The organism is Lactobacillus sp. VURO6/B1 (VP7) (assembly GCF_058139575.1).
The window spans coordinates 104,384-122,515 of sequence record NZ_JBVOWJ010000001.1; the positions used below are offsets into that span (position 1 = coordinate 104,384).

Here is an 18,132-nt window from a genome sequence, read left to right on the forward strand (position 1 = left end):
TAAAATATATAGTTCATTGGATTATACCAATTTTAATAAAGATAGAGTACAAAACCCCATACAAATTTTATTCACTTGCAGCAATGAAAATGATGCTTTGCCTTGCACCTATTTGATTCAAAAGTGGTAAATCATCAGCTACCACGTGTCCCAATACGTTAACTTTCTCGTCAGCTGGTAAATCACGTTTAGTTATTTGTAATTCACCCTGATAACGCAAATATAATTTATTGTCACAGGTAATTGTCCCTTTTGATCGAGTCCCAGGATTTCCCTGGGGTGCGACATCAAATAACTGACGGCTACGCCCCTCCGTTAACCTTACTACATCTCGCGCTACATCCGGACGATTATGCCATTCAGAATTAAATAGTTCAGGCAAGTTTTCATCAATGCGAAGTGTAATAATCTGCTTTTTAGTGTAATTTTTAAAACTATCAATCATTTGCGGTGATAAAGAAGCATCCCCAATAAAAACATGGTCACAAGCTAAGCGTTTTAATTCCAACATTGCAGCTAAAGGATTCTCTGCTCTATGCTTTTCAAGAGTTGGCAGTCCAGCGTGAATAGGTCCACGCAGAACATCATCACCAGCGACAAATGCCATTGTTGCTAAATTCATGTGATGTAACCAATCATTTTTCTCTTTTAACCAATTCGAATCTAGACCGGTTTCTGGTCGCGGATAAAAATTATGCCAAGCTTGCAAATTTTCGAAGTTGGCACCGTGCTCTCGTAAAGCTGTGACGTCATCTTCATTGATAGTACTAGCGTTCAGAGCAACTGGCATTTTCTGTGAAAGCTTTGCTACAGTAGCTGGTGACACGCCATCGTCTATTCTAAGGCCAGTCAAGCCCAAGCTTTCAATCTGCTCTTCATTTTCAAGTGCAAGTCCTAGCCTTGCCATACCACTTTCAGAAACGTCAGCAATGACAGCAGTTTCTAAGTTCTTACACCATTTGGTGAGCTCTGCTAATCTTTTTAATATTACTTTGGGATCATCTTCAGGAATATGAAGTGAAGTAAAAATAGTTGTTAACCCCGCATTGCGCATCGCAAGTATATAATTATAATCATCAGCCGTTAGATCACGGTTTAGATATATCGAAAAACCCAGCATTTATTCTATTTCTCCCTTAGTGTGAAATCACTTACATGGACCATTATACTATTTTATTTTGTTAAAACATGTACACAAATAAAAAGCCGTGAGTTAATTTGCTCACAGCTTGAATATTTAAGCTAAATGAATTAGCTTTGTTTCATTATAAACGTACTCCAAGGTTTCACGGCTTTTAGCAAGTCTAAATTATCTCCGTATAAGTGTCCCACAAGATTACGTCTGCCGTCATTTTCAAACGGCTTTAACACAATTTGTAGTTCTCCTTTATACCGTGGGTATTTGTCATTAACAACAACTATATCCCCTCTTGTAAAAGAGGCTTTATCATTGTTATGAGCTGGAATATTTTCTTTAGCATAAACCACACGAGGTTTAGTATCACGTAATAAGAATTCTGATGCATCACCGCGGTACAAATGGGGCTCTTTTAAGCAAATCGTTTGCTCAATTGGTAAAACACCATCTTCAAATACAATTTTCAAAGTAGGATAGGCACTGTTAAAAGCTTTTGCTGCAGCAGCTAATTCATTTTCACTGGCAAAAGCATTGCCAATAATAATGTCATCAATCATTTTACTCAAGCGTAAGTGAGTAACTTGACTAAAAATACTGCGCTTACGATCAGTTTCAAGTGTCGGTAAGCCTTCATGAACAGGCCATGGACCGAATTTAGCATTTTTAGATGAAATAAACGCAGCAGTATGCAATCCATAATCACGATACTTTTGTGAATATTCATTAAAAATTTTTTCACTTAGACCCGTATATTCTTGTGGATAAAAGTTATGACAACCAATTAGATTATCATTCTCTGGGTCATAAGCCATAATACTGTCAAGATAATTAGTACCCCGACTCATATTCAGTTCAATCTTGAGTCCATATTGATTACGAGTCATGGCAGCTTCTTCCATGCCGCTAAAGCCTTCATCTAACCGCAAGCCCCAGACTCCGAGATCACGGAAGAAAACTAGATCATTATAATCAATTTTTAGTTCTTTAAATAAAACAGGGTTAATATCAACTACAGTTTTAAAACCCAAATCATTTGCATACGCAACATCTTTTTTTAATTTTGCAAGTATATCTTCACCACTTGCACTTTTTAACTGCAAAAGTGAGGTGAAAATTCTCCTGTAACCATACTTATGAGCTAAATCCATATATTCTTTATCCCGCTCAAATGTACTTTGCTCAGGATAAAGTGAAATACCCAACTGTTTCATAAAATTAGTGCTCCTTAAACTTTATTAACTTTTTGAGGGTCCACGTTATTAGAAGCAATTACAAATGGTACATAGATCAAGAAACCAACGACCATATTGACAATTTGTAAAATAACTGAACGCCAGTCAATTGTAGCAATGATTGCATTAAGGAATGGCGGCATTGCCCAAGTTGTCTGTACGGCAACTCGGTTTACCAAACCAAGACTTAGGGCGCCATATGCAATTGATACCATAACTAATGGAGCAAGAACAAATGGAATTATGTAAATTGGGTTCAAAACAATTGGCATACCAAACATCATAGGCTCATTAATGTTGAAGATCCCAGGTACGAGTGAAATCTTAGCAACAGCACGTTCATCTTCACGCTTGGAAAAAGCAAGAACGGCTAAAATAAGTAGCAGTGTTGAACCTGCTCCACCAATCCAAACATAAAGGTCAAAGTCGCTTCTAGTCCACATGTACGGTAATGCTTTTTGCATCTTATGGGCATTAGTATTGGCAATCAATGCAGTGGTCCAAATACTTTCTGTAACCGGGGCCAAGACATTTGTCCCATGAATACCAAAGAACCAAAATAGTTGAACTAAGAACACTATGAGTAATAATGAACCATAACCTTGGCCCATCTTCATTAACGGCTCTTGAATTGTTTTGGCAATTAAATCAATCACCGTTGTATTTCTAAGACTGAATAAATAGTTAATAATACCAACAACGAACAAACCAGCGGTTGCAGGAATAATACCTGTAAAGGCATTGGAAACTGCGGGTGGAACGCTGTCAGGCATTTTAATAGTAATATGTCTCTTAACTAAAGCAATGTAAACTGCAACAGAAATAGCACCCATAATCATTATGGTAAAGAAGCCGTAAGCACCAAAGTACTTATTAAAATTGAACCAGCCCCAAGCACTAATATTCTTGCCATTAACAGCCATTTGAGCATCAGTTAATGTTTTTATGTCTCCCTTAGTAAGAACATTTTTTAAGTCAGCTGAAAAGCTCTGAGGCAAGCTCATGATAAAGGTACCTAATGTCAGCAAGCCCCCTGCGATCGGTTCAACTTTATATTGGACACACATGTGATAGCCAAATGTAAAGGCAAACAGCAGGCCTAAAATTGCAGTAGAACCTGTCCATACCAACGCATTGATATTGATAAGCCATTGCATTGAGTTAACAACGCCCGTCCATCCTAGGTTGGTGGGAACATCCCTAAAGATAGCATTTAAGACACTAGCTACTGAACCAGCCAACATAATCGGCATAATTGAGATAAAGGCATCGCGCAATGCAACAAGCCAGCGAACAGAACCGATCTTAGCTGCAACAGGAACGAGATGCTTGTTTAGCCAGTTAATTATAGCATTCATAATAATTCCTCCTACTAATATTTCACTACACTTGCATTATACCATAGCAAATGGAAACGTTTACCATTTTAAAAGCGTAAATTGTTGTGGCTGTATGTTTTATGGCTTTGGTCTACACCAATATAGTTCAATATTCTCTAATCGATATTAGTCAGGTGATCAAAATGGTATATACCATATTTTTTTACTAATAAAATGCATCTTTTTAATTATTATTTAATAAAAAGATGCATCTATTGTTTGTCACCCTCAATGAGAAAGACTTTGATTTAGCTTTTTTCTTTAAATGGACGAAAGGTTTCATGTTTAGTTGAATATTCCACAACCTTCTTTATCTTATTCCCAGTAAACTCTATTAGTGACACCCCATCGAAGCAATATTCTTCTTTTTCTACAGCATCAAAATACCAAGTAACAACAAATTTACCAGTATCAGTTTGTTCAATTTTAAAAATATCCCATTTTAAAACTGTCTGCTCTTTAGACTTCGAATTAATATAGGCTTTTAACTCATCTAACCCTTCATAAGTAGCGCCATAGCATTCACGGTAATAGACATCCTGGTTAAACCAGCTATCAAGAGCAGAAAAATCTTTTTTAAGCCAAGAGTTAAAGTAATATCTGATAGTTCGTTCGTTTTCTATAGTTTGACTGGAATTTGATAACATAATATTCATCTCCTAATTTATAATAAATTAAGTCTGCATTTAGTTAATAAGTAACTGATTTTCATAATTCACCTGATTAAACATATGGTTTAATGCCCAATAATCGTGTCTTAATTCTTTTTGGTCGTTGCAAAATGCACTGTATCTATAGGCCTAATCATCCTCTTTTGATAATTACATGCTACAGCATACCTGCTTGCACACATAAACTACATTGTTGAACTTTGATAATAACTGAATGGCATAAAATTACCATCTCCTAAAAGATTAACCCTACTCCAAGAGGTTTGGAAACGATAGCAATTAATCCCTAAATCAATAAATATATACAGATCTTCTGGATAGCGGTGATATTTATCGATATCTATACCTTAATTGAACTGCCACCTTTTGCTCTATGAACGTCATAAACTGACTTTCCTTATCTCCCTTTTTGACAGCTACATCAGTTTGCATACTAGATGTAGAGCTGACCTACAAAAAGTTTTTTCGTGAAAATCTTTTTTACCATTTCCTCGCCTCATTTCATTTATTTGAAACGTTTCAATAATATTACATAAAAATGGTTTTAGTAAGTGAAGTACCTAACTAATTCACTACAAAATCATATAGAAAAACGACATCTCCAAAAGATGTCGTCATATTTTGAAATGCCAGAGCACTAATTATTTGTTGCAGCATAGTCAGAAATATTTAAAGTTTGTTGGAAGCCATTAGCGCTTGTAACAGTCAGTACTGTATTATTATTGCTAAACTGAACGGCACTTTTATCAACGCCGTTGACGCTGGCAACCAAATCAACTATTTGATTAGATTCATTGATCGTCAAATTTTTCAAATCATTAACTACTACTTTTTTGCCATTTAAGGCTGCTTTCGCATTATTTATTTGGTTTACTATATCACTAACTTGGGCCACCGTTGCGATAGCTGTATTAACTTGACTACCACTTGAAATGGCTGAATCATAGGCATTACGCAGAGCTTTAGCGGAAAGCTTATATGAATCACTCGCTTTAACTGCTGCATCTTGAGTTAATAAGTCTTGCAGCGCCTTTTTATCAGTTGAAGTAGCAGTAACCGTCTGACCTTTAGCTGTCTCCGGAGTATTGACTGGCGTTAGTTTAACACCACTAACTTTACTAATATCGTCTTGCTTAATATAACCGTTCTTGTCACTTTGTAATTTATAGAACAATTCGGCTTTATTATCATCCTTTACCCAGATGTACCTTAATTCTGTCACACGTGCCCTGTGGCCTTTAGCAAAAGTTTTGGTTGGTTGTGCCACACCTTTACTGTTATACACATTAGTAGTACGAGCTAAAGTAATTGTTGTGACGTCTGTATCATCTTCAGGTTTTGAATTTGTTGGCTGCAATTGTTTGCCAGAAACTATACCAACGTTATTCTTCTTAACCCATTGATCTTCACCAGGGAAGTTATCGTCTTTAATCCGATAAAACAGCTTTTTGCCAATATATTTGAGTTGATCAACTGTGATTTTTTCGTCTTTTCTAATTAAAGTTTTAGTGGAGTGACCATTACCATCGTAAATATAAGCATTATGACTTAATGTGATCACTGTAGGATCATTCTGGTTGTCACTTGGTGAATTATCATCCTTACCTGGCTTTTTATTAACTGGCTTTAGCTTAGCGCCTGTAGTTTTTCCCACATTAGCTGCCTTAATAAACTGGTTGCTTTGGCCACCAATTCTGTAAAACAACTTTTTACCAATATAAATAAGTTGATCAACTGTAACTGTTTGACCCTTTTTTATCTTCTTTTTCTCGGTTTTACCTTTTGCATCATAAATATAGGCATTATGCTTTATTTTAGCTTTAGTTGTAGCTGCAGGTTTTACAACCTTCTTACCATTAACATAGCCAACATTGGCTGCCTTAACGTAGGCATTGCCACCCAAATTATAATATTCCTTATTTTTGATTGTAACTTTCTGACTAAATGTCAAGGTAATACCTTTGCCTATTTTGGTATTCTTAGCACTACCCATATAGGTCTTCAGTCTCTTGCCATTTTTGTCATAAACATAAGCATTATGACTCAACTTAATCGTATTTTGCTTTGAATTGTTGCTTTTCTTCGTTGCAACCTTGTCAGCTGCTTGAACAGCAGTAAATTGACCTGCTCCTATTACAGGGCTAACACCAATTAACGCAGCAGCCGATATCATCATAAATTTATGACTAAATTTCATTTTGCTTCTCTACCTCGTTATTTATAAAATTCTATCAATACCTAATATTGTATACTAAAAAATGATTGACATAAACAATGTAAAACTTTACTTACTTTTTCTTAATACTCTTGCATAAATGTAAAATACCCGCAAAATTTATTTCACTTATTTTACAAGTTGTAATTTTTCATTAACTCACAGTTTTTATTTACAGCTTATAAGAAATAAACTTAGGCTGTTAAATGCAATCACTTATTATATATGTTTAAATACTATACTAAAATACATTTATAATGGGCATAATTTTTGCACCATTTTTAAAAAAGTATTTTTGTTATTTTTACTAAAAATATCAATAAAAAAGCACTTTTTGTTATATTAATTTTCCCATTGCTACTAAAGCTTTAATTTATTTTATTATATATAATTTTTGCTTTTTATAGTTTATTTTTAAAAACAAGTTATTTATAAAATAATATAAAATAAAATTCAATTATTGACATTTGATAAATCGTCAAGTAAATTGATAGTTGTATAGTATTTAAATAAGAAAGGATATATATATATGCTAGGAAAGAATAATAACAATGAACGGGTGAAAAAAATGGCAATGCAAGATAAGCAAGACCATTTCTCAATTCGCAAATTGAGTATTGGTGCTGCTTCTGTACTGCTTGGCTTTACTTTTTTTGGTTTAAATAGCAAGACAGTTAAGGCTGATACTGTTATTCCAACTCAACAAACTGAAGAAAATACCAAAACTAAAGAGAATATTTCACCTCAAGATACTACCACTCCTCCTGGTAGTATTAGTGATGCTCAAAATTCTACTACTGCTGTTAAAGCAGAAAAAACTAACAAGCCAGAAGATGGACCAAATTTGGCCACATTTTCTGGCTTGAGTTCGTTTTTAAGAGCTACTAGTAGTGATAACAAAGAAAGCGACGCTGCTAAAACAGACAAAACGGAAAGTTCTGTTAACAAGGCTGACAAAAATGATCTACAAGATTCTGCCACTAACACTGAGCAAAATAATAAAGATCAAGGTCAACAAGATCCAGCAACTGGGCAAAAGCCTGGCGACACAACAGACAGTTCAAATACAGCTGATATCACAAATGAAGATCAGACTGATGCAAACGAAGACATTGATACTACTCCAATTGATACTAAGGAGCAAGAAGACTCCAGTCCAACTAGAAGTGTAAGTACCTGGGAAGGTTTTGTCAAAGCCTATCAGAATATCAATGTAAGCGAGATTGATATTACAGCTGACATTCGTTCCAATAAGGGTAATGGACGTGACTCTTTAAACTTTCCAGGAAGAAAATTATTAATTAAGTCTGCTGGTGATGCTAAATATACTATAGATTTTAGAAGTATCCATCCCAAAATTAAGAATAATACCATTGGTGATATTACCTATGAAAATTTAACACTCATGAGTGCTGATTATTTTGGTGTAGTTAATACTCATGGGGGAAAGTCAGCAAGAGTAACTTTTAGGAATATTGACTTTACGGGTTCACAATTATTATATACCGATAGTAACACCGACATTATTTTCGAAGGCATCATCAATGCGGAAACGCATGAAATGCCTATGGAAACAGGCGGGTTAGATGATGGCAGTAAGCAGCAGTTGCTAGAATTTACTAAGGATAATAACAGTATTACTTTTAAAGCTGGCTGTAAGTTCACCGGTGCAACATTTGGCGGTACCCTAATTGAAATGAAAGGGAAAAACAATGTGCTTAATGTTGAAGATGGAGCCGATGTTACCCTTACTCCACTTAAGACATATAACGGGAAAAATGGTGCCAATAATGGTCAATACACAAGACCAATCAGTGCAATCTATATTGAAGGCGACAGTCAGGTAAATGTTAACGGTACAGTAACCATTCGCATTGGTGAAAGTGAAGGACTTAAGTATGATGGTGTACAAAATGCTGGTCAGGCAAGAGCAATTTACTTAGAATCTAAAACATCAAAAGTTAACATTGGTAGAGGCGGCACTATTAACGTCAACACAAACGGCAATATTTCTACTAAAAATGGCCAACACTTAATTTATGTAGGTGGTGATTTCACCATTCATTCAGGCGGCGCCTTGAAAATTACCGGTGAAAACATGGGTAAATACTCAGGTACCTTAGTACAGATAGACGGTAAAGCCAATGTCCAAAATGGTGGTTTTGAAATTCAACTGGTTGGTGATGCGGGTACTGGAGCAATTAAACTGGTTGATGTTGCAAAAACTGGTAAACTGATTGTTAATAACCCTACTTCTCTGGTTTTGGACGCACATCTGAATCCAAATGGCGCTACCAGTATCATCGGTGATAGCCAAATTACAGTCACCAATGTGCGGCAGCTATTAAACCTCAATGATTTCTTAGGCAAAACAGACGGTAGTCAGAACAATTTAGTGTTACCTCCTTTTCACGTTTTACAGGTTGAAAAGACCAAAAAAACAATTGCTGTCAATACACTGGAATTATTAAACGGCATGAGAAAATTTGACCTTGATCAAGTTAAAAATGACAACCCTCAACTCGCTGAAATCCTTAATAATCTACCAGACAGCATTAAGAAACTGCTTGAGACTAATAATGGTAAAACATACGATGATCTCTTTGATGCTGTCATTGAAGCTGCTTTTTCCAACAAAGAAAATCCGGGTTACAATAACATCAGATTTATACCGGCTAACCCAAGTGGGTTCTTAGACATAGACCCGGCAAACGTCACAGTAACCGATCAAGAAGATGGTTCGAAGATTATTAAAGGACAGGTTTTAAACTATACTCCAGCAAATGACGGTCCAGCTAGTGACAACTTATTCCAAAGTGTATTACCAGGTGGTACTGAGGCCTATGTTTTAGCCAGTTTCAAGGATAGTGGTGTTTACAAAAATGGTCAGACCATTATTGATTCAACAATAGATAACCCTTATGCAGAAACCGTTGATACATACCGCGGCGAAGCGAATGACTTGCCACTTTTGCCAACTAAATTTGCTGCTAAAGTTGCTGCAGATGGCACCTTTACCATTACCCTTCCTCCTGAAATTACCACCAAGATGGCTAAAGACGCTACCATTCAGCTAACTCCTCATGCGAACTTTATTGAATATAGTCCGTTAGACATTGCTGATGGCATTCGACCTACTATAGTTAGTCTGGGGATCAAGCCGTTTAGTGAAATACAACAAGAAGCTGCTCAAGCAATTAAAGATGCAATTAGCACAGCTAAAGACAATAAGCCAAAAAGTTTAACTGAAGATCAGGAAAAAGCATTTACAGATGCAATGAATGAGGCTGCCAAGTATGCTGCTAATATTAAGGATAGCAATTACGAGTCTGATAAATCAGTTTACGGGGTGCAATCTTCCAAAACTGCAATTAGTGAAATAAATAAAAGGAAAAAGACGGCTTTAGACATAGTGGCAAAGGCTGTACAAGCAGCCAAAGGTCAAGCAGACTTTGAAAAAGCAAAATCTGATGCAATTACAAAATTAACTCAACAGGCCAATGATCAAATTTCTAAGTTTCCTTCACAGGCACAAACTATAATTAATGCAAAAGAGCAAGCCATCAGCAATGTACAAGCACCTGAAACAAATAACACTAATATTGAACAAGTTGTCAGTGACGGTATTGACGCCATCAACCAAATTGGGAAAGATTACCGTGATAATGCCAAAACAGATATCAATCAAGCAATTTCAAACGTCGAAAAGGCCATTGACGAAGTCGCAAAAGACGAAAATGTCAAATCGCCTGTTGACGAATTAATTACCGGCTTAAAAGACAGACTAAAGAGGCCAAAAGAAATTGTTGCCACTGACGGTGATCTTGATCAAGACGATAATGAAAAAGCTATTAATAACCATCAAAAAGAAGCAAAAGATGCAATTCAAGGCGTGCAAGATACTGTTGATGCCATCAAGGCTTTAGAAGAAGCTGCTAAAAAGCAAATTACACAACATGCAGATGATAAAGAGGACATCCAAGGTGCTTTAAATCAAGCTATCAAAGATATTATTAACAGCAATAACCCTAAAGATGACGTTAATAAGGGGCTTGATAATATTAATGGCACACATGCCAACAAGGAAAGAGAAAAGGCAGCAAATGATATTAATGAAGCTGCTGCTAAAGCTATAGAGCGGATTAAGAATTCTGGTTTATCTGAAGATGAACAACAGCCCTACCTTGATGAAGTAAAGCAAGCGGTTGCTGACGCGACAGCTACAACTGGCGATACTGGCAAATCTATTTACGGCACTGATGACGATGAAATTATCAATAAGAGAAAAGCTGCTGCTGAGAGTTTAATCAATAAAGCTGCTGCTAAGTCAGAAACTGTTGGTTATACTAAAGGTTATGAAAATGTTCTCGGCAAAGTCAACAAGGTCGAGACAGCTTTAAAAGATGCATTAACGGCAATTGATAAAATTGAAGATAATGCTGACAGCAGTCAAAATATTACCCAAACTGTGAAAACGGCAAAAGATAATATTTTAAACGCATTTAAGGATGACGCTAAAGCACAGGTTAAGGCAGATGCAGATACGGCTAAAGGCAATTTAGGAGTAACTAAAGAGACAAATATTGATAACGCAGTCAAAAACGTTGATAAAGCCATCGACAGTCACAGTTCTGCTGCTGACATCAAGCAAGACATTATTGATGGTAAAAAGAATGTTTTAGACGCGTATAAATCTGCTGCTAAGAATCAACTGGAAACAGCCAAAAAAGCTGTTGTTGATCAAATTCAAAAGAATCCTAATCTAACAGCTAAAAATAAAGATGAAGCTGTAAGCAAAGCCAATGATTTGCTTAGTGGAAATCAGGGTTATAACGACCGCATTGATAAGGGAGAAACTCTAGCAGATGTTGATGAAGCTACCAAAGAAGGTACTGCTGCATTAAACGATTTACTTAATGAGCAAAACCTCAGGGGTCAACGTAATCAAGCTATAACAGATATTCAGAATGCTAAAGACAAAGCCATCTCCACGATTAAAAATGATAATAATCTGAGCGCTGAAGACAAAACTAAATACCAAGATTTAATTAACGCAGCTGCAGATACTGGTGTCGCTAATGTCACTCAAGATGATAATGAAACCGCAATTGAAACGGATAAAAACAATGCTATTAGTAATATCACAGATTATCTGGAGAATGCTGCTAATGCCGGTACAAACAATTTAGACCAACAACGCCAAGCTGCAATTACGGAAGTTGAGAATGCCGCTAAAGCCGCTAAAAATAAAATAGATGGCTTTGACGATACTGATTTAAGTCCAGAAGCTAAACAACATTATAAAGAAGCTATTGATAAAGACTTTAATAATGCCAAGGCTTTAATTAATGCTGCTAAAGACATCGACGGTGTTAATTCCGCTAAACTAGCAGCTAAAGACAGTATTAACAAGGATTTGGCTGCGGCCCAATTGATAGTCGCAAAATCTCAGGCAACTAAAGCCTTGCAAGAAGAGAGAGAAAAAGACTTAAACACTATCGATCAGGCTTTTAAAGATAATAAAATTAATAGTGAGCAAAAAGATGCTTTAACTAATAAAATTAATGGTTTTTACGAAACAGCAATTGGCAACGTTTATAAAGACTTGACCACCGAACAGGTAGTCAAAGATAGAGATGACGGTATCGATGCTATGGCCAGCGTTGCTGGCAGTATTGCCGACGAACAAGCAAAATTCTTAGAAGAACAAAAAGATGACGCTTTAACTAACGAAGATACTGGACTAAACTCCCTGGCAGAGAAAATTCGTGCAGATATCGAAAAGGATTCTAACCTCTCTGGAAAAGAAAAGAACGGCTACTATGACGAAATTGATAATGCTTTAACAACAGCAAAAACTAATATTCAAAATGCTGACACTAAAGAAGAAATTGATTCCGCAGCTAATGCTGGTCGAGAAGACCTAAACAAGATTCGCGATAAAGCAGCATTGCAGTCTACCAGAAACGCCGCTCTGAAAGAATTACTGAGTGTTTATAACGAAGTCAACGATAAAATTTCCGGCTTACAGAATGTCAACAGTACGACTAAAGAAGGCCTAATTAAGCAGTTAACCAATTACTACGATGATGCAGTTGCCAAAGTAAAGAACGCTGCCATTGATCAAGTTGATACTGAGAAGCAAAAAGGCATCGATAACATGCGTAAGGTAATCAGGGATGCTCAAAGCCTTGATACCAATATTAATATTGCCAAAGATGAAATTGATGAACATGCTAAGCAAGCAATTGATGAAATTAATCAGTCTTCAATGTCTGATGCTGACAAGACAGAGACTATCTCAAAAATCAATGATGAAAAAGATAAAGCTAAGCAGAATATTGAGTCACAAAAGACTAATAACGCAGTTGACAAGGCTAAAAACGACGGTAAAAATGCTATTGATCAAGTCGTAGCAGATGCAACTACTGCAGATTTGGAAGATGCTAAAAATAACAGTGAAGATAATATCAACAATGCTGCTCAAGAAGCAATTAACAGGCTGAACTCCTCCTATAATTCTCTGAGCGCTGAAGAAAAGGCAGATGCTAAATCAAAATATGATCAGGCAATTTCGGATATTAATCAAGCTGCTACTAGTGCCATCAGCAAATTACAAAACGTCAAAACAAAAGATGTTATCAATAAAATCACTACCGATGCTATTACCGCAATCAATACAGCTGAAGCCAGTGGCAACTTGGCAATCACCAAAGCCCAAGCAAGAAAGGCTATTAAGGATGTTGCAACCGAAGTCAAGAACAGCTTAAAAGATAAGGCAGATCAAGAGAGCGTTGACTCAATTGTTGGGACTGCTAATACAGCAATTAATGCCGCCCAAGATAGTGGCACCGTTTTAGGCATTCGGGATACTACTATTAAACAAATAAGGGCTATTAAAGCAACAGCGGAATCAAATGATGCTGACAAAATTAAAAAAGCAAAAGAAGAAGCTATTAATGCACTTACTGATGAACTCAACGGTAAGCATAAAGCAGATGGTTCCCTTGATCCTGATGCTCCAGGAATTTTAAATCAAATTGACCAAATCAAAGGTTTAAGCAAGGAAGAAAAAGACAAATATCAGAGTCAAGCAACAAATGCATGGAAAGAAGCTGTCAACCAGGTTAACGGTCAGCAAAAAGTTACCGACATAGAATCTGTTACAATAACTGGAATAATTAACATTGACAAGGCTTTGAGCGATGCTCAATTACAAGCCGCTAAGAATAACGCGAATAAATATCTAGATGATATCGCTCAAACAGCTGCAGATGAAATCAATAAAATAGATCAATCAGCTTTAAGTGATGAAGAAAAAGCAAAACAGATCGATTTAATTAATTCAAATAAAGACACGGCGATCAAAAACATCGACAAGGCGCAAACTCCAGCTGATGTTGAACAAGCAAAACAAGCTGGCAAAGATGCGATTAACGGTATTGTGCAAAATGCTAAAGATAATGCTACTTTATTGCAGGAACAAAATGCCGCATACAATGCACTAGTTGAGCAAGCTAAGAAATTGAACCAGCGCTTAAACGATGACCTGTTGCACAATAAACTTGATCAAAATCAGGTTGACGAGTTAAGCAATGCTATTAGCGAAGCTTTAGGCAAAGCTAAAACAAATATTTCTGCTGCTACTGATCAAGATAAAATCAACGCTGCCAGGAGTAAGGGTGAGTCTGCTCTTAACAACATTAGCAGTGACATTGATAAAGAAGAAGCTTTAACCAAAGCTTTAAATGATCTACAAACTGCAGCCACTAACGCCAAGGCTAAAGCTGATGAAGCTGAAGACAGCGATGTTGCCGATCAAATGAAAGCGCAAATAGATCAAGAGCAAAAGAAAGCTGCTGCAAAGATCAATGCCGCTAGAAATAATAAGCAAAACACTATTACGCAAATTCAAGCAGCTGCAAATGAAGGCATTGCTACAATTAACAAGTTGGGTGAAGACTTTGATAATAAAAATCAAATCGTTAAGGACTTGAAAGAATATGCCACAAGTGCCAAGAATGAAATTGATAGTTTAGGCCTAGCAGGCAGCGATGCCATTAGTGGCTATAAAGACATTGATCAGGCATTAAATGATGGTATTAGTTCAATTTATGGCGGTACAAGTGATAAGCTGTCGCAGTTAGAGCAAGATGCCAAAGCAAATATTGATCAAGCCAAGTTGCCTAGTCAATTAACTGCAGAAAAGAATAAGCTGATTAACCAGTTTAAGGACTATGTTAACAATAAAGGAAAAATTGAAGATGTTGCAACCAACCTAGAGCCAGACCAAATTGACTCATTGCAAAAGCAACTTGATGAAGCCATCAAGAGAACTATAGATAAAATTGCCGGTGTTAAACTGGAAAATAGTTACGAAGATGCACTAGCACAAGCTCAACACGCTGAGAAAGGATCAGCTACAGAAGATTTCGGTGAAGCAGAAGTCGACCGTATTTTCCAAGTTGCACAGGAAAATGCCGAGATAGTTACGGCCAAGCAAGATGCAATCTCTAAAGTAGAACAAGCTCAAAAAGAAGCTAATGATGCAATAGACAAATCAGGTTTATCGCCAGAGGATCAACAAAAGCAGAAAGAGCAAATTAAAACTATTGTTGATCAAGCAAGAACTGATATTAACTCCATTTCACAATCTGAAGAAAATGCTGAAGAAAAGATAAATAGCAGTAAAGAGCAAGCTATTTCCGCTATCAATGCTATTAAAGATCAAGCTGCCCTAGCTGGTCAAAAGACAAAAGCTGAAAGTATTCTAAAGGATAAACAAACTAAGGCTCATACTATAATTGATCAATCTCAATTAACTGCCGAGCAGAAGAAAGCGGCTAAAGCTGCAATTGATGACGCTTATCAGCAGAGTTTCCAAGATATAGAGAGTGCTCAAACAATTGCTGACCTCCCAGATGAAGCAAATATTGGTCAAAATATTGATCGTCTGTTAACTAAACCTGAAACTGGCACTGAACCAGAATGGTTTGACCATGAACAAAACAATGCCCTTAAAGGTGCTGAAGGCGTAGATGGCCTTAACACCGCATTCGATAAATTAAAAGATAGATTGAAAGATAAACTGTCGCAAAAATTAAGTAATCGTATTGTCGATAAAATACATACTATTATCGCTGCTACTGATATCCAGACTGCTAGTGCCGCTTATGATGAAGCAATGACTATCATCAACAAAGAAAATGCTAAAGCTGACATTGATGAAAAAGCTGATAAAGTTAATAAGGAAATTGACGGCAATGATAAATTATCTACTGAATCAAAAGACAAGCTGAAAGAGCAAATCAAAGAGGATAGCCAAAAAGCCAAGGATAAGATTGATGCAATTAATGCTCCTAAAGGTGATACCTCTAACAAGAAGGAACAGATTGATAAAATTACAGAAATCGCTAAAGAAGATATCAACAGCGCTGGTAATGCCGCTAAAGATGAATCTAACAATATGCTTAAAGAAGAGGCAAACGCTGAATTAGCTAATAAACACCAACAAGCAGTTGATGAACTAAAAGAAAAATTTGGTGAAAATGCAGATACCACCAGCGTTGATAAAGCCTACCATGAGCATTCACGTGTCAATGGTGACTCACCTGAAAATATTGCAGCTGATAAGATAGCAGCTGAAAAAGAAATAGCCAAAGGTTCAGTAACTGATACCGCTAATAACGCTAAAAACCAAGTTGATAAATTAAAACATCAGGATGGTAGCGATTATACTGATATTGAAAAACAAGCAATAAAAGATCGTATTGACCATGAAGTAGCTGAAGCTAATACCGATAAAATCGGCACAATCGATCAAGCACAAGACTCAGAAGCGGTAGAAACTGCCAGAAAAGATGCAGTTGACAAGATAAGCAGTATCATTGTAGCCGACAGTAAAGAACTTGATGATGTTTTAAACAACAATAGCAAAGTACAAGAAGAAAGACTAAAAGCTGCCTATGATTCTGCTATTAAAGCTCTTACAGACAGGTTTAAGGATAAAGCAAACACTACCAGCATTGATAAAGCATACGAAAATGCTAAAGATGCTCTCAGTGATCCTGCTAACGCGGATAAACTTGCCGCAATAGAATTAGCTGGTGAAAAAGAAATAGCTGCTGGAGCATTGACAGAGGCTCAAAAAGCTGCAACAAATGAAATTCAGTCGTCTGGCAAATACACTGAACAAGAAAAAGAAACTGTTATTAAACAAATTTCTACTGATATGAATAATGCAAAAGATGCCATCAATCAGCCTGAGGTCAATGACAGTAAGACAATTACCAAATTGCGTGATGATGCTATTAATCAGCTTTATCTCGATGCCACTGATCCTGAAACGATTGATCATATTCTTCATGGCAATGACAATAGCCAAGATAATGACAATAACCATGGCAACGATAACGACCATGGCAACGATAACGATCATGGCAACGATAACGACCATGGCAACGATAACGACCATGGCAATGATAACAACCATGATAATGACAATAATCATGAAAATGATAACAATGATAACAATGGTAACAATCATAGCAATGACATTAATACTGGTGGTGGTTCTGCCCCAGTTATTCCTAGCCCTATTGACAATGCTGGCAAAGAAGAAAAAGAAGAGCCAAAACTTGATTTAAGTAACAGTGAACAATTAGCTTTAATGCATAATGCTTACCTGTATAACGAAAATGGCAAGCGTACCAATAAGGTTGTACTAGGAGCTGGCTCAATCATTACTTCATACGGTACAAAAGAGATTAACGGTAAAAATTATTACATTCTGGTTGACAAAGGCAATAAGAACAAAGTTTACTATGTCGCTATTGGCAATGTTGTTTCAACCAGTCAAAAATTAAAACATAACGCCTACGTTTACAATAAGCATGGCAAACGAGTTAAGAAAGCAGGTGTATTAAGAAAAGGCAATAACATTAATACTTATGGTGATGCAGTAACCATTCGGGGCAAGAAGTACTTCATTATTGCTCAAAACCGTTTTGTTAAAGCCGCAAATATTGCAGTCCAAAAAGCTGCTGTTGCAGCTGTCACTGCAGCTCCAATTAACGAACCGATTACTGAAAAGCCAAAACCAGTAGTCGAAAAAGCAATTATGCACAATTCATATTTATATGATGAGCAAGGAAAACGTGCCAATAAGTTAGTCATTCTGGCTGGTTCAAGTATAAACACCGTTAACAAGCGATTGATTAATGGCAGGTCATTCTATGAACTGGAAGATGGTTTAATGATAGCTGCTGCTAATATCGATTCTAAGAAGATGAAGTTAAAGCATAACGCTTATATCTATAGTCAACATGGGAATCGAATTGGTAAAAAAGTTTTAAAGAAACGTAAAGCAGTTAAAACTTATGGCGATCCTGTCAAAATAAACAACAAGAAATACTATATTGTTGCTAAAAATAAGTTTGTTAAAAAAGCTAATTTTAAATAATTAGGTTTAGTTTAACTAAATAGCTCCAGAAGTTTA

General features: G+C 36.3%; 7 protein-coding genes. 1 reads left to right on the plus strand and 6 read right to left on the minus strand.

Going from position 1 to position 18,132, the window contains the following annotated elements; translation table 11 throughout:
- Positions 1 to 67: 67 nt before the first annotated feature.
- The 6 genes from ACZ2M0_RS00500 to ACZ2M0_RS00525 form a co-directional block, all read right to left on the minus strand.
- Positions 68 to 1,120 (minus strand): DUF871 domain-containing protein, encoded by a 1,053-nt coding sequence (locus ACZ2M0_RS00500; protein WP_490058133.1) that lies wholly within the window; start codon positions 1,118 to 1,120, stop codon positions 68 to 70.
- A 131-nt stretch (positions 1,121 to 1,251) separates the two neighbouring features.
- Positions 1,252 to 2,349, minus strand: a complete 1,098-nt coding sequence (locus tag ACZ2M0_RS00505; RefSeq protein WP_490058134.1) for a DUF871 domain-containing protein — start codon at positions 2,347 to 2,349, stop codon at positions 1,252 to 1,254.
- A gap of 14 nt (positions 2,350 to 2,363) precedes the next feature.
- The gene (locus tag ACZ2M0_RS00510) at positions 2,364 to 3,728 is read right to left on the minus strand and encodes a PTS sugar transporter subunit IIC (RefSeq protein WP_045928560.1); all 1,365 of its coding nucleotides are present in this window, start codon (positions 3,726 to 3,728) and stop codon (positions 2,364 to 2,366) included.
- Between the two features lie 269 nt (positions 3,729 to 3,997).
- Entirely contained in the window at positions 3,998 to 4,396 is a 399-nt protein-coding gene (locus ACZ2M0_RS00515; RefSeq protein ID WP_490058135.1) for a nuclear transport factor 2 family protein, read from the minus strand.
- A 209-nt stretch (positions 4,397 to 4,605) separates the two neighbouring features.
- A complete protein-coding gene (locus tag ACZ2M0_RS00520) occupies positions 4,606 to 4,764 on the minus strand; it encodes a family 1 glycosylhydrolase (RefSeq protein ID WP_490058204.1) in 159 nt (52 codons plus the stop codon).
- 293 nt (positions 4,765 to 5,057) lie between these two features.
- Positions 5,058 to 6,617 (minus strand): SLAP domain-containing protein, encoded by a 1,560-nt coding sequence (locus ACZ2M0_RS00525; RefSeq protein ID WP_490058136.1) that lies wholly within the window; start codon positions 6,615 to 6,617, stop codon positions 5,058 to 5,060.
- Positions 6,618 to 7,203: 586 nt separating this feature from the next.
- On the opposite strand from ACZ2M0_RS00525, the gene ACZ2M0_RS00530 reads away from it, so the two are divergent.
- Positions 7,204 to 18,096 (plus strand): SLAP domain-containing protein, encoded by a 10,893-nt coding sequence (locus ACZ2M0_RS00530; protein ID WP_490058137.1) that lies wholly within the window; start codon positions 7,204 to 7,206, stop codon positions 18,094 to 18,096.
- Positions 18,097 to 18,132: the final 36 nt, after the last annotated feature.